Below are 13,687 nucleotides of genomic sequence, written 5' to 3'. Positions count from 1 at the left end.
GGAAACAGCCGGCGCCGGCGGCGGCGGGGGGGCTCGCCTCTTTCACGAGCGTCGCGGTCATGGCCGTCAGTTCCCGTACGCCTTGGCCGCCGCGGCCTCCAGGTCGGCGGCGGTGCCCTTCGGGTCGGCGGGGTCACGCAGGAAGTCCTGGAGGATCTTCCACTCGCCGGCGCCCTTGGTGCCGCCGAAGGCCGCGGGTGCCTGGTCGGACATGTCGAAGCGGACCGAGTCGCCCGCGCCGACCAGGGACTTGGCGGTCGCCCGGGTGACGTCGTCGCCGTAGGAGGCGAGGTCGACCTTCTTGTTCGGGGACAGGAAGCCGCCCGCCTCGGCCCAGACCGCCGCGGCCTCGGGGGTCGCCAGGTACTCCAGGAGCTTCATCCCGGCCTCGGCGTTCTTGCCGTCCTTCAGGACCACGGCCGCGTCGCCGCCGCTGACCACCGGGGCGTCGCCGCCGCCGACCGACGGGAACGGGAAGAAGTTCGCGTCCTCGCCGATGGCCTTGCCGAACTGGTCCTTGGCGACACCGGCCACGAAGTCCCCTTCGTAGACCATGCCGGCCTCGGGCTTCGGCCCGAACACCTTCTCCACCGAGCCCGGGAAGTCGGTGTTCAGGGCACCCTTCTGGCCGCCCGCTATCAGCTGCTTGTCCTTGAACAGCTTGCCGAGCGTCGTCAGCGCCTCGACCACCGACGCGTCCGTCCACTTCAGCTCGTGCGCCGCGAGGGCGTCGTACTTCTCGGGTCCGGCCTGGGAGAGGTAGATGTTCTCGAACCAGTCGGTGAGCGTCCAGCCGTCCTGCCCGGCGACCGAGAAGGCCGCGAGCCCGGAGTCGGAGACGGTCTGCCCGGCCTTCAGCATCTCCTCGTACGTCTTCGGCGGCTCGACCCCGGCCTGGGCGAGGGCGTCGGGGCTGTACCAGACGGTCGACTTGTGGGCGGCCTTGAAGTACAGGCCGTACAGCGTGCCGTCGACGCTGCCGTACGTCTGCCAGACGTCCGCGTAGTTGGCGCCCACGGAGGTCTGCGCGGTCTTGGACAGCGGCTTCAGCCAGCCCTCCTTCGCGAACTGCTGGAGCACGCCGACCTGCGGGACCATCACCAGGTCGGGGGCGTTGCCGCCCTCGATCTTGCTGCCGACGACGGTGGAGACGTTGTCACCGGTGGACACGAACTGGGTCTTCGCGCCGGTCTTCTCGGTGAAGGCGTCGAGCACCTTCTGGAAGTTCTCCTGCTCGCTGCCGGACCAGACACCGGCCACGGTGACCGTCTGGCCGCTGAGCGCCTTGTCGCCGCCGCCGGCCGCGACCGGGCCGCCGCCGCAGGCGGTCGCGCCGAGCGCCAGGACGAGCGCGGTACAACCGGTGAGCAGGGTGGTACGTCGTCGCATCATCGTTGATGTCCCTTCAGAGGGTGGGAGTTGACGAGGAATCGGTGATCCACCAGACGGCGGTGGAGCCGGGCAGCACCCCGGCGTCCGGGCAGGGCCCGCTCGCCAGCAGGGGGGTGCCGGAGACCGGCGCGGGTGTGGGGGCCGTGCCGAAGTTCACGGCGCAGACCAGGTCGTCGCCCCGGACGAAGGCCAGGACGCCCGGCGGGGTGTCCAGCCAGCGCAGCGTGCCCTCGCCCAACTGGGTGAGCGAGGAACGCAGTTGCAGGCCGTCGCGGTACAGGTGCCAGAAGGACCGGGTGTCGGCGAGGGCCCGGTCGGTGGCGTGCTCGGCGAACCACTCAGGCTGCGGCAGCCACGGCTTGACGCCCTCGACGCCGGAGGTGAAGCCGAACGGGGAGGCCTGTCCCGACCAGGGCAGCGGCACCCGGCAGCCGTCGCGGATCCGGGCCCGGCTGCCGGTGCGGTGGAAGATCGGGTCGGTGAGCACGTCGTCCGGCAGGTCGACGACCTCGGGCAGCCCGAGCTCCTCGCCCTGGTAGATGTACGCGGCTCCGGGCAGCGCCAGCATCAGCAGCGCGGCTGCGCGGGCGCGGGCGGCGCCGAGGCCGCTGCCCTCGGTGGCCGGCTCGCCGTAGCGGGTGACGGTGCGGACCTGGTCGTGGTTGTTGAGGACCCAGGTGACCGTGGAGCCGGTCCCGGCGATGTCCTGCATGGCCTCGGAGATGACCTTGCGGAAGGCGTCCGGGTTCCAGGGCGCGCCGAGCAGGTCGAAGAAGAAGGCCTGGTGCAGCTCGTCCGGGCGGACGTACAGCGCGTGTTCACGGGCGGTCGGCACGGACACCTCGCCGACGAGGAGTCGCTCGATGCCGTCGCGGGCGGCGTACTCGTCGCAGGTCGCGCGCCACTGCCGCCAGACGTCGTGCACCTCGGGCTGGTTCCAGGCGAGCGGGTTGACCGAGTCGCGGGTGCGGGCGTCGGCCTCCGGGTCCGGGGAGTCGGGCAGTTCGGGGTGCTTGAAGAGGCCGGCGGCCACGTCGATGCGGAAGCCGTCGACACCGCGGTCGAGCCAGAAGCGCAGGCTCCGGTCGAACTCCGCGCCGATCTCGGGGTTGCGCCAGTTCCAGTCGGGCTGCTCGGGCGTGAACATGTGCAGGTACCACTGGCCGTCGGGAACCCGGGTCCAGGCGGGACCGCCGAACATGGCGTGCCAGTTGTTGGGCGGCTCGGCACCGTCTCGGCCGCGGCCGTCGGCGAAGTGGAACCGGGCGCGGGCCGCGCTGCCGGGCGGCGAGGCGAGCGCCTCGCGGAACCAGGCGTGCTCGCTGGAGCAGTGGTTCGGGACGATGTCCAGCAGCACCTTGATGCCGAGCCGCCGGGCGGCGCGCACCAGCAGGTCGAACTCGGCGAGATCGCCGAACAGCGGGTCGACGTCGCAGTAGTCGGCCACGTCGTATCCGTGGTCGTGCTGCGGCGAGGGGTAGAAGGGGCTCAGCCAGATCCCGTCCACACCGAGCTTCTTCAGGTACGGCAGGCCGGTCCGGACGCCGGCGAGGTCGCCGATGCCGTCTCCGGTGCTGTCGAGGAAGCTGCGGACGTAGACCTGATAGATCACCGCATCGCGCCACCAGTGGTGCCTGTTCAACCCATCGATCCATCTCTACGAGCAAGTCCAGCGGTTATGCATGCATGTTAAGTAGGGATGTCGCGAGGGTGTCAACGAATGGACGCAAGATACCGAGGAGTTGACTGCCGCGTATGCGGACCTATTCGGGCATTCCAGGCCCAGTTGAGATGTGCGCGTTACCTAACAGGTAACTATCGACCGGAGGTGGCGGCGAGCTCGCGTGCCAGCCGCCGCACCGCGCCCCCGGGCGTCTCACGGCCGTTCATCGCGTCGTGCACGACCGCCTGCACCACCAGGCTGACCTGGTCGTAGCGCGGGCTCTTGGGACGCGGCGCGGCCGCGAGCACGCTCGCGCGCAGGGTCGACAGATAGGGGAAGTCCCGGATCAGCGCCGGGTCCTCGTACAGCGCGGCCCGTACGGGCGGCAGCGCGCCGCGCGTGAGCACCTGGCGCTGGACGGGCTCGCTGGTGAGGTACGCCATCAGGCGCGCGGCCGTGTCGGGGTGCCGGGTGTGGCTGCTGACGGCCAGGTTGGAGCCGCCGAGCACACTGGTGCCGGCGCCGTCGGGTCCGGGCAGGGGCACGGCGCCGACCTTGCCGGCCAGCGGGGAGGCGGCGGCCGAGGCGGCGGCGTACGCGTACGGCCAGTTGCGCAGGAACAGCAGGCGGCCGTCGAGGAAGGCCTGCTTGGACTCCTCCTCCTTGTAGGTCAGCGCCTGCCGCGGGATCCAGCCCTCGCGCACGCCGCGGGCGAGGAAGCCGATGCCCTCACGGGCCGCGTTCGAGTTCACGGTGACGCGTTCGCCCTCGTCGCCGAGGATCGTGCCGCCCGCCGAGTACACCGCCTCGGCGGCGTTGACGGTGAGGCCCTCGTAGGGCAGGAACTGCCCGGCGTAGCCGTCGAGGCCGTACTCCGGGGCGATCGTCTCCGCCGCCCGCTCCAGCTCGGCCCAGGTGCGCGGCGGCGGGACGCCCTCCTTGGCGAGGACGTCCTTGCGGTACAGCAGCAGCCCGGCGTTGGTGACGTACGGCACGGCGTACAGCCGCCCGTCGTACGTCGCGGTGCCGACGACCGGCGGCAGGAAGGAGCCGAGCGGGAAGCGGTCGCGGGGCAGCGGGCGGATCCAGCCGGCCGCCGCGAATTCGGAGGTCCAGGCGACGTCGATGTTGAGGACGTCGAAGCGGCCGCGGGAGCCGCCGCGCAGGTCGGTGATCATCTGCGCGCGGGTCTCGTCGGCGGAGTCCGGCAGCTCGACGAGCGTGACCTTCTCGGCGGGGTGGGCGCGGTTCCAGTCCTGGAGCAGGGGGCCGAGATAGCCGGTGAGGTCGCCGGCGGTGGCCAGGGTGAGCGGGCCGCGCCCGCCCGCGGAGCCGTCGTCGGCGCGGGCGCCGGAGGTGACGTGACCGGTCAGTACGACGACCAGGACGAGGAGGCCCCTACCCGCGGCATGGATCCACCGCATAGGTTCCTCCCTGTACAACGGCAACGGGCCTCTTCGCCCGGAGTCAGTCGCCATGTATACCTGTTAGGTATGGGCGATACTAGGGCGTGGAGCACACTGAGCGGACGCGAGGAGGAGAGCACGAGTGCGCCTGCCCCTCCTGGCACTCCTCGCGCGCGGACCGGCCCACGGCTACGAGCTCAAGCAGGACCTTGAGCAACTGCTGGGTGCCGCGTACCCTCAGCCGAACATCGGGCAGATCTACGTCACCCTCGGACGCCTGGAGAAGTCGGGACTGATCGAGGGCGAGGAGATCGAGCAGTCGAACCGGCCCAACAAGAAGATCTACCACCTCACCGACGCCGGGCGGGAGGCGCTGCACGCCTGGTACGAGGAGACGGCGGACGAGCCGCGGGTACGCGACGAGTTCTTCATGAAGCTCGCGCTCGCCCCGCAGACCGGGCTGGCCGACCAGATCGCGCTGATCAACAAGCAGCGGCGCCAGTATCTGAACACCATGCGCAGTCTGTCGAAGCTGGCCGCCACCGAGAACCGGGACAACCGCGTCGCCCAGCTGCTGATCGAGGGCGCGATGCTGCATCTGCAGGCCGACCTCGACTGGTTGGAGCGCTGCCAGGAGGAACTGGAGGAGCAGGAGTGAGCGAGCACCGTCCCACTCCGCTGCTGCGCGCCGAAGGCCTGGTCAAGACGCATCACGGCGAGGGCGCCCCGGCGCATGCCGTGCGCGGGGTCGACCTGCGCGTAGCGCGCGGGGAGTTCGTGGCCGTGACCGGCCCGTCCGGCGCCGGGAAGTCGACGCTGCTGCATCTGCTCGGTGGGCTCCAGCGACCGGACGCCGGCAGCATCTGGCTGGACGGCGAGTGCACGGACGGCTACGGCGAGGCGCGCTGGGCCGTGGAGCGCAGGCGGCGCATCGGAATCGTCTTCCAGTTCTTCAACCTGGTCTCCAACCTGTCGGTCGCGGACAATGTCGAGCTGCCCGCGCTGCTCGCCGGGATCCCGCCGAAGCGGGCGCGGGCCGAGCGCGAGACGCTGCTGGCCGAGCTGGGGCTGGACGGCAAGGAGCGCAGCATGCCGGGCGAACTGTCCGGCGGTGAGCAGCAGCGGGTCGCGCTGGCGCGCGCCCTGGTCAACCATCCGCCGCTGCTGCTGGCCGACGAGCCCGCGGGCAGCCTGGACAGCCGGGGCACCCGCGAGGTGATGCGGCTGCTGTCCCGCTTCCACCGGCGGGGTCAAACGATCCTGCTGGTCACCCATGACGCCCGGCTGGCGAGCGCCGCGGACCGGGTCATCAGCTTCTTCGACGGACGCATAGCGGACGACGCGGAGCTGACCGGCACCACGTCGCGCCGGGTGGGGGCGTCCGGGGTGCTGGAGCTGAGGGACTGAGGCGGCGGGCGATGCGAGCGACCCTGCGCTGGGTGCACTCCGATCTGCGGGCGCACCGCGGTGAGGCGCTGTTCCTCGTGCTCGCGACCGCCGGAGTGGTCGCCTCGCTGCTCCTCGCGACGGCTCTCTTCGGCTACGCGACCAACCCCTGGCAGCGCGTGTTCACGCAGTCCCGGGACGCGCATGTGTGGATCCACACGACCCCCTCCGCCGACGCGGGCGAGCTCTCCGGCCTGGACGGCGTCGACTCCGTCGCGGGCCCCTTCCCCACCGAGTCCGCCACCGTCGCCGCCCGCGGCATCCGCGCGTCGGTCGAGCTGCGCGGCTCGACCTCGGGCCCCGCCGACGGACGCCCGCTCCTCACCTCGGGCCGCTGGCTGGACGGCGCACACCCGGACGGCGTGGTCCTGGAGAGCCATCTGGCGCGCGCCCTGCTCGCCGAGCCCGGCGACGTCATCGCCCTGCCGGGCACCGCGCGCACGCTCACCGTCGCCGGGATCGCCGACAGCGCCGAGCCGCGCTACCGCCCCGGTGAGCGGCCCGGCCTCGTCTGGGCGCTGCCGTCCGCCGTGCGCGCCCCGGACGGCGAGGTGACCGGGCTGCGCCTCACGGATCCGGACGAGACGGACTACGCCGTCCAGCGCGCCGTCACCGTGCTCGGGGCCGGCGCGGTCAGCGAGGTCTCCACCTGGCAGCAGGCCCGGTCCGAGGCCCAGGGCGACACCCGGCTGCTCGGCCAGGTGCTGGGCCTGTTCGGGCTGGGGGCCCTGCTCGCCGCCGGGCTCGCCGTGCACGGCGCGATCGGCACCCGGATACGGGGTCATCTGCGGGACATCTCCGTGCTCAAGGCGATCGGCTTCACGCCCGGACAGGTCGTCCGGGTCTTCCTGCTCCAGCACGTCGCGTACGCGCTGCTCGGCGCGGTGGCCGCGGCGACGCTCACCGAAGCCCTGGGCAGCCGGATACCGGGCCGCCTCGGGGACGCGATCGGCGTGTGGCAGGGGCTGCCGGGGCACACCGCGGCCCTGGCCGGCATACCGGTCGCGGCCGTTCTCTTCATCGCCGCGACCACCGGGCTCGCGGCGTGGCGGGCGGGTCGGGTGCCGCCGGTTCCGGTGCCCCGGAGCGCCGCCCCGGCCGCCGGACGGCTGTCGGGCCCGGCGCGCGGCGCGCTGGGACTGCGGCTGTCACCCGCGCTGGTCCTGGGCTGGCACAAGGCGTTCGCCCGCCGACCGCGGACCCCGGCCACCGTCGCCCGGCTGGCGCTGCCACTACTGCTGATCGTGGTCGCGATGAGCGCGTGGACCACCATCGACCGCTTCCACACCAGGCCCGAGCAGGTCGGCCTCGCCGCCGACCTCACCGTCCGCCCGGACCGCGAGATCGGCGACCGCGAGGTCCGCTCCCTGCTCGACCGCGACCCGCGGATCGCCGCCGCCCACCCGGGCGTCGAGGTGGCGGCTCTGGTGCCGGGCCAGACGGGCACGATCGCGCTGCGCGGTCTCGGCACCCGTGCCGACCCCTACCCCTACGCCCTGGCCGAGGGCCGCCCCGCGCTCGGCCGGGACGAGGCGGTGGCCGGGCAGGGACTGCTCGACCTGCTCGGCGTACGCGTCGGCGACTGGGTGCGCATGACCGTGGGCGACCAGCCGCAGATTCTGCACATCGTGGGCCGCAACATCGAGCCGGAGAACGCCGGCCGGGTCATCTCCACCTCGCTCGACACCCTGCGCGAGAACGACCGGGAGCTGCGCCCCGCCCTCTACGAGCTGCGTCTGCGTGCGGGGGCCGACGCGCACGAGGTCGCGGGCGACCTGGCGACGGCGGCCGGCGGGCATCTGGACGTGCACGCCGTGCCCCATCCGGTCGACGGGCTGTCGTCGCTGCGCGGAGTGGTGCTCGGCCTGATCGCCGTGCTGGCCCTGATCGGGATCGTCGAGCTGCTCACCGTGATCGGCGGCACCGTCCGTGAGGGCGAGCGGGATCTGCTGGCGCTCAAGGCGATCGGCCTCACCCCACGGCAGATCACCGGGATCACCGTCACGGCCACCGCCTGCACCGCCCTGACCGCGGTCCTGCTCGGCACCGCCCTGGGCCTGCCGCTGGCGCACTGGCTGATCGACGCCCAGGGCAGCTCCAGCGGCATCGGCGCGGGAATCGCGCAGGGCCCGCCACCCGGACTCCTGCTGCTGTTCGGCATGGCGGCCGTCCTGGGCGCGGCGGCTCTCGCCGCCCTGCCCGCCTCCCGCGCGGCCCGCCACCGCCTCGCCGACACCCTCAGCGCGGTGGCCTGAGCGCGGGCTCCGGCATGGTGGGTGGCGCGGTACGTCAGGCGGTGACCGTCGTGGCGCGGCGGTAGCTGCTGCCGTCGCGCTCGCGTACGAGCAGGCCGTTCTCGACGCAGTAGCGGCGCAGCGCGGACGTGTCGTCGTGGACCGTGCGGAACGCCTCGTTGACCTCGCGCTCGGTGTATCCCCGGTCGGCCGCGAAGAGGGTCTCGGTCAGATGCTCCAGCAGTTCTCGACGTACGACCGGACGGACGGGGATCGACGTCAACCGCCCGTGGGCGAAGAACCCGGTCAGGCGCCGGGGCACACCGGTCTGCGCCGGTTCGGCGGGGCGGGCGCGGTGGAAGACCGCAGGGTGGGCCTTCAGGGAACCGTCGGACAGGCGCTCCACGAGCCCCGACGAGATCAGGCGTCCCAGGTGCCTGCGCGCGGCGGGCGAGTCCTCCTCGCGGGGCGGCAGTTCCTCCAGCACGATCCGGGCGTACAGCTTCAGGCGTTCCGGGTCGGCGAGCGCGGCCATGAGCTGGTCCATGGTGAGTGTCCTTCCGGCGGGTGACGGGCCGGAGCAGTGTCACCCGCCGCAGGCCGGCCGCGCATCCGCTTTTGCGTCCGCGCGGCCGGTGCGCCGGCTCAACGGCCGCGCATCTCCCGGTACTTGGCGACCAGCGCCGTCGTGGAGGCATCCAGGCCGGCCACCTGCGCGCCCTCGGTGAGCGCGGGTTCGACGCGCTTGGCGAGGACCTTGCCGAGCTCGACGCCCCACTGGTCGAAGGAGTCGATGTTCCACACGGCGCCCTGCACGAACACCTTGTGCTCGTAGAGCGCGACCAACTGGCCGAGCACCGACGGGGTCAGCTCGCGCGCGAGGATCGTGGTCGTCGGGTGGTTGCCCTTGAACGTCTTGTGCGCGACCAGTTCCTCCGGCACGCCCTCCGCGCGCACCTCCTCGGGCGTCTTGCCGAAGGCCAGCGCCTGGGTCTGGGCGAAATAGTTGGCCATGAGCAGGTCGTGCTGGGCCTTCAGCTCGTCGCTCAGCTCGGCGACGGGCTCGGCGAAGCCGATGAAGTCCGCCGGGATCAGCTTCGTGCCCTGGTGGATGAGCTGGTAGTAGGCGTGCTGCCCGTTGGTGCCGGGCGTGCCCCACACCACCGGACCGGTCTGCCACTCCACCGCCCGGCCCTCACGGTCCACCGACTTGCCGTTGGACTCCATGTCGAGCTGCTGGAGATACGCCGTGAACTTCGACAGGTAGTGCGAGTACGGCAGCACCGCGTGCGACTGGGCGTCGTGGAAGTTGCCGTACCAGATGCCGAGGAGGCCCAGCAGCAACGGTGCGTTGGACTCGGCGGGGGCGGTGCGGAAGTGCTCGTCGACGAGGTGGAAACCGTCGAGCATCTCCCGGAAGCGGTCCGGGCCGATGGCGATCATCAGCGAGAGGCCGATCGCGGAGTCGTAGGAGTAACGGCCGCCGACCCAGTCCCAGAACTCGAACATGTTGGCCGTGTCGATACCGAACTCGGCGACCTTCCCGGCGTTGGTCGACAGCGCCACGAAGTGCTTGGCGACCGCCTCCTCGTCGCCGAGGGCGGCCAGCAGCCACTGCCGCGCCGAGGTGGCGTTGGTGATCGTCTCGATGGTGGTGAAGGTCTTGGACGCGACGATGAACAGCGTCTCGGCCGGGTCCAGGTCCCGCGTCGCCTCGTGCAGGTCGGCGCCGTCCACGTTCGAGACGAAGCGCACGGTCAGCTCGCGGTCGGTGAAGGCGCGCAGCACCTCGTAGGCCATCGCCGGGCCCAGGTCGGAGCCGCCGATGCCGATGTTGACGACATTGCGGATCCGCCGGCCGGTGTGCCCGGTCCACTCGCCCGAGCGGACACGGCCGGCGAAACCGGCCATCCTGTCCAGCACGGCGTGCACGCCCGGCCCCACGTTCTCGCCGTCGACCTCGACCACCGCGTCCCGGGGCGCGCGCAGCGCGGTGTGCAGCACGGCCCGGTCCTCGGTGGTGTTGATCTTCTCGCCGCGGAACATGGCGTCCCGCAGCCCGAAGACGTCCGTGGCCGCCGCCAGCTCGCGCAGCAGCCGCAGCGTCTCGTCGGTGACGAGGTGCTTGGAGTAGTCGATGAACAGATCACCGACCTGGAGCGTGTAGCCCGAGCCGCGCCCGGGGTCCGTCGCGAACAGATCCCGCAGATGGGTGTCCGCGAACTCCTCACGGTGCTTGGCCAGAGCGGTCCACTCGGGTGTCTGATTCAGCCTGGTACGGCCGTCTGCGTTCATGGTCCCAACCTAGTTGATCAGGGTGGACGTGAGCTGTCGTCGCGTCGTCGTGCCGTGCGACAACAGGTACGCCCCCCGTGACCGCACGTGTCGGCGATCCGGGGACCAAGCGGATCCGGCCGGGCACCGCACGGTGCCCGGCCGGGTCCAACTTCTAGATCTCGCCCCGCAGTTTGGCGAGCGCCTCGGCGAGGATCGCCTCGCCGTCCGCGTCGCTGCGGCGCTCCCGCACATAGGCGAGGTGCGTCTTGTAGGGCTCGGTGCGCGGCGGGTCCGGGGGGTTGTCCCGGTCCTGACCGGCAGGGAAGCCGCAGCGCGGGCAGTCCCAGGTGTCGGGAACCTGCGCGTCGCTGGCGAAGCTGGGCTGCGTCTCGTGCCCGTTGGAGCACCAGAAGGAGATGCGCAGTCGGGGCGCGGACTCGCCCCGCTCGGCCTCGCCCATCGGCCCCGCCCCGACCCGGCTTCCTCGGATCGCGTTGCCACTTGCCACGGTCGTAACTCCCTGCGTGATGGTGCCGCAAAGCGAGTCGGCGTTTCGCTTCGCTGCGAGCGCCTCAGTCTACGTAAGGCCCAACGCGCGTCCAGTGTTTGGAGTTACAACCCCCCACGTAGACGCAAGCCCCATGATAGGCCGCGCTCAGCTGCGCGTACCGAACATGGGGCGTTACGTGCGAAACGCGTGGGCGGTTCAGTTGTTGACCTTCATCATGATGCCCAGCACGACGATGCACGCGAACCACAGCAGACCGACCACCAGGGTGATCCGGTCGAGGTTGCGCTCGGCGACGGAGGAGCCGCCGACGGACGACTGCATGCCGCCACCGAACATGTCGGAGAGGCCGCCGCCCTTCCCCTTGTGCATCAGCACCAGCAGCATCAGCAGCAGGCTGAAGACGATCAGGGCGATCGAGAACCCCAAAACCACGGCTGGACCAACTTCCTCGGAAACGGATGAACGACGGGGGCACGGCGTTCACAGCCATGCCCCCGCAAGGGTACGACGGATCGCCGCTACCGCCTACTCACTGATCGGCTCAGTGATCGACACTGTGGCCGACTCACTGGTCGCGGAAGCGCACGATCTTGACGAACTCGTCCGCGTCCAGCGAGGCACCGCCGACCAGCGCGCCGTCGATGTCGGCCTGTGCCATGATCTCGGCCACGTTCCCGGACTTCACGGAGCCGCCGTACTGGATGCGGACCTTGTCGGCCACGTCCTGCGTGTACAGCTCGGCGATCTTGCCACGGATGGCGGCGCAGACCTCCTGGGCGTCCCCGGCGCCGCAGACCTTGCCGGTGCCGATGGCCCACACCGGCTCGTAGGCGACCACGATCGTCTCGGCCTGCTCGGCCGGGAGGCCCTTCAGGCCGCCCTCGACCTGGGCCAGGGTGTGCGTGACGTGGTTGCCCGCCTCGCGCACCTCCAGCTCCTCGCCGACGCACATGATCGGCGTCAGGTCGTGCTTGAAGGCGGCCTTGACCTTGGCGTTCACCAGCTCGTCGGTCTCGCCGTGGTACTGGCGGCGCTCGCTGTGGCCGATCGCCACGAAGGTGCACTTCAGCTTGGCCAGCATGGAGCCGGAGATCTCACCGGTGTACGCGCCGGAGTCGTGGGCCGAAAGGTCCTGGGCGCCGTACTTGATCTTCAGCTTGTCGCCGTCGACCAGGGTCTGCACGGAGCGCAGGTCGGTGAAGGGCGGCAGGACGGCGACCTCGACGGCCTCGTAATCCTTGTCGGCCAGGGCGAAGGCGAGCTTCTGGACGTGGGCGATGGCCTCGAGGTGGTTGAGGTTCATCTTCCAGTTGCCCGCCATCAGCGGCGTGCGCCCAGAAAAATTAGATGCAGCCATTGAGGTCAGTCCTCCAGTGCGGCGAGGCCGGGGAGCGTCTTGCCCTCGAGGTATTCGAGGGAGGCGCCGCCACCGGTCGAGATGTGATCGAATTTTCCGCCAGAAGCCGTCTCGTCGAAGCCCAGGGTGCGCACGGCGGCCGCGGAGTCGCCGCCGCCGACCACCGTGAAGCCCGGGGAGTCGATGAGCGCCTGGGCGACCGCCCTGGTGCCCTCGGCGTAGTCGGGGTGCTCGAAGACGCCCATGGGGCCGTTCCAGAAGACGGTGGCGGCGTCGACGAGCTTCGAGGCGTACAGCTTGCGGGTCTCCGGACCGATGTCCAGGCCCTCCTGGTCGGCCGGGATGGCGTCCGCGGCGACGGTCGTGGGGTTGGCCGGCGCCTTGGTCTTCAGATCCGGGAACTCGGGGGCGACCAGGACGTCCACCGGCAGGACCAGCTCGACGCCGTTCTTCTCGGCCCGCTCCATGTACTCCTTGACGACCGGGACCTGGTCCTCCTGGAGCAGGGAGATGCCGACCTCGTGGCCCTGGGCCTTCAGGAAGGTGTACGCCATGCCGCCGCCGATGAGCAGGCGGTCGGCCTTGCCGAGCAGCTGGTCGATCACGGCGAGCTTGTCGGAGACCTTCGCGCCGCCGAGGGCGACGACGTAGGGCCGCTCGACGTCGTCGGTGAGCTTCCTCAGGACGCCCACCTCGGTGGCGATCAGGTAGCCGGCGTAGTGCGGCAGCCGGGCCGGGAGGTCGAAGACCGAGGCGTGCTTGCGGTGCACCGCGCCGAAGCCGTCGCCGACGTAGACGTCGGCGAGGGCGGCGAGCTGGTCCGCGAAGGCGGCGCGCTCGGCGTCGTCCTTGCTCGTCTCGCCGGCGTTGAAGCGCAGGTTCTCGATCACCGCGACCTGGCCGTCGGCGAGGGAGCCGACGGTGGCCTGTGCGGAGTCGCCGACCGTGTCGGTGGCGAACTCGACCTCGCCGCCGAGCAGTTCACCGAGCCGTGCGGCGGCCGGGGCGAGCGAGAAGGCGGGGTCCGGGGCACCCTTGGGGCGGCCCAGGTGCGAGGCGACGACCACGCGGGCGCCCGCCTCGGCCAGCGCCTTGACGGTGGGCAGCACGGCGCGGATGCGGCCGTCGTCGGTGATGGTGGTGCCGTCCAGCGGCACGTTGAGGTCGGCGCGGACGAAGACCCGCTTGCCGGCCACACCGTCCGAAAGAAGCTCGTCGATCGTCTTCATGAAGGGGCTCCTGGGAAGGGCTCTCGATACGAGTGGGCTGGTCGATCTGTACGCGAGTCAGGGCGGGGGGGGGCCCGGGGGGGGGGGCCCCCGCCCCCCCCCCCCACAAAAAGGCGGGGGAAAAAAGGGGCGAGCGGGGGTGGCGCGCAGAACCGGGGGGGGGCGCGGGCGG

General features: G+C 71.4%; 12 protein-coding genes. 3 read left to right on the top strand and 9 right to left on the bottom strand.

Annotated elements, in window-relative coordinates; all coding sequences use genetic code 11:
• Window positions 1–66 precede the first annotated feature (66 nt).
• The 3 genes from ACFV6X_RS35055 to ACFV6X_RS35045 form a co-directional block, all read right to left on the bottom strand.
• The gene (locus tag ACFV6X_RS35055; protein ID WP_385390436.1) at window positions 67–1,392 is read right to left on the bottom strand and encodes an ABC transporter substrate-binding protein; all 1,326 of its coding nucleotides are present in this window, start codon (window positions 1,390–1,392) and stop codon (window positions 67–69) included.
• A gap of 13 nt (window positions 1,393–1,405) precedes the next feature.
• Window positions 1,406–3,034, bottom strand: a complete 1,629-nt coding sequence (locus ACFV6X_RS35050) for a glycoside hydrolase family 13 protein (RefSeq protein WP_385390434.1) — start codon at window positions 3,032–3,034, stop codon at window positions 1,406–1,408.
• A 173-nt stretch (window positions 3,035–3,207) separates the two neighbouring features.
• A complete protein-coding gene (locus tag ACFV6X_RS35045; protein ID WP_385390433.1) occupies window positions 3,208–4,479 on the bottom strand; it encodes an ABC transporter substrate-binding protein in 1,272 nt (423 codons plus the stop codon).
• 124 nt (window positions 4,480–4,603) lie between these two features.
• On the opposite strand from ACFV6X_RS35045, the gene ACFV6X_RS35040 reads away from it, so the two are divergent.
• Genes ACFV6X_RS35040 through ACFV6X_RS35030 form a run of 3 tightly spaced genes read left to right on the top strand, consistent with a single transcriptional unit; the run spans window position 4,604 to window position 8,162 of the window.
• On the top strand, window positions 4,604–5,119 hold the full coding sequence (locus ACFV6X_RS35040) for a PadR family transcriptional regulator (RefSeq protein WP_385390432.1): 516 nt from the start codon (window positions 4,604–4,606) through the stop codon (window positions 5,117–5,119).
• A complete protein-coding gene (locus ACFV6X_RS35035; RefSeq protein WP_385390430.1) occupies window positions 5,116–5,868 on the top strand; it encodes an ABC transporter ATP-binding protein in 753 nt (250 codons plus the stop codon). The genes ACFV6X_RS35040 and ACFV6X_RS35035 overlap by 4 nt, the downstream gene beginning before the upstream one ends.
• An 11-nt stretch (window positions 5,869–5,879) precedes the next feature.
• Window positions 5,880–8,162, top strand: a complete 2,283-nt coding sequence (locus ACFV6X_RS35030; protein WP_385390429.1) for an FtsX-like permease family protein — start codon at window positions 5,880–5,882, stop codon at window positions 8,160–8,162.
• Window positions 8,163–8,196: 34 nt separating this feature from the next.
• Here the strand turns inward: ACFV6X_RS35030 and ACFV6X_RS35025 are convergent, their stop codons facing one another.
• The 6 genes from ACFV6X_RS35025 to ACFV6X_RS35000 form a co-directional block, all read right to left on the bottom strand.
• On the bottom strand, window positions 8,197–8,688 hold the full coding sequence (locus ACFV6X_RS35025) for a DUF2087 domain-containing protein (RefSeq protein ID WP_385390427.1): 492 nt from the start codon (window positions 8,686–8,688) through the stop codon (window positions 8,197–8,199).
• A gap of 98 nt (window positions 8,689–8,786) precedes the next feature.
• Window positions 8,787–10,436 carry a glucose-6-phosphate isomerase gene (pgi, locus tag ACFV6X_RS35020; RefSeq protein WP_385390426.1) on the bottom strand — a complete coding sequence of 550 codons (1,650 nt, stop codon included), beginning with the start codon at window positions 10,434–10,436 and terminating at the stop codon, window positions 8,787–8,789.
• Between the two features lie 154 nt (window positions 10,437–10,590).
• Window positions 10,591–10,926, bottom strand: a complete 336-nt coding sequence (locus tag ACFV6X_RS35015; protein ID WP_003957010.1) for an RNA polymerase-binding protein RbpA — start codon at window positions 10,924–10,926, stop codon at window positions 10,591–10,593.
• A gap of 198 nt (window positions 10,927–11,124) precedes the next feature.
• A complete protein-coding gene (secG, locus tag ACFV6X_RS35010; protein WP_385390424.1) occupies window positions 11,125–11,361 on the bottom strand; it encodes a preprotein translocase subunit SecG in 237 nt (78 codons plus the stop codon).
• A 133-nt stretch (window positions 11,362–11,494) separates the two neighbouring features.
• Window positions 11,495–12,250 (bottom strand): triose-phosphate isomerase, encoded by a 756-nt coding sequence (gene tpiA / locus ACFV6X_RS35005; RefSeq protein ID WP_385390437.1) that lies wholly within the window; start codon window positions 12,248–12,250, stop codon window positions 11,495–11,497.
• Between the two features lie 41 nt (window positions 12,251–12,291).
• Window positions 12,292–13,515: a phosphoglycerate kinase gene (locus tag ACFV6X_RS35000; protein ID WP_385390423.1), complete on the bottom strand. Its 1,224-nt coding sequence runs from the start codon at window positions 13,513–13,515 to the stop codon at window positions 12,292–12,294.
• Between the last annotated feature and the right edge of the window lie 172 nt (window positions 13,516–13,687).

It is taken from the genome of Streptomyces sp. NPDC059861, from assembly GCF_042731435.1.
In the GTDB taxonomy this organism is placed as follows: Bacteria; Actinomycetota; Actinomycetes; order Streptomycetales; family Streptomycetaceae; genus Streptomyces.
Note: the sequence above shows the minus strand (reverse complement) of the source record. Positions and strands in the feature narration are given on the sequence as shown.

Coding starts and splice junctions, on each gene's coding strand:
- ACFV6X_RS35055 (WP_385390436.1), bottom strand. CDS start 1,392: ATGATGCGACGACGTACCACCCTGCTCACCGGTTGTACCGCGCTCGTC.
- ACFV6X_RS35045 (WP_385390433.1), bottom strand. CDS start 4,479: ATGCGGTGGATCCATGCCGCGGGTAGGGGCCTCCTCGTCCTGGTCGTC.
- ACFV6X_RS35030 (WP_385390429.1), top strand. CDS start 5,880: ATGCGAGCGACCCTGCGCTGGGTGCACTCCGATCTGCGGGCGCACCGC.
- ACFV6X_RS35025 (WP_385390427.1), bottom strand. CDS start 8,688: ATGGACCAGCTCATGGCCGCGCTCGCCGACCCGGAACGCCTGAAGCTG.
- pgi (WP_385390426.1), bottom strand. CDS start 10,436: ATGAACGCAGACGGCCGTACCAGGCTGAATCAGACACCCGAGTGGACC.
- tpiA (WP_385390437.1), bottom strand. CDS start 12,250: ATGGCGGGCAACTGGAAGATGAACCTCAACCACCTCGAGGCCATCGCC.
- ACFV6X_RS35000 (WP_385390423.1), bottom strand. CDS start 13,515: ATGAAGACGATCGACGAGCTTCTTTCGGACGGTGTGGCCGGCAAGCGG.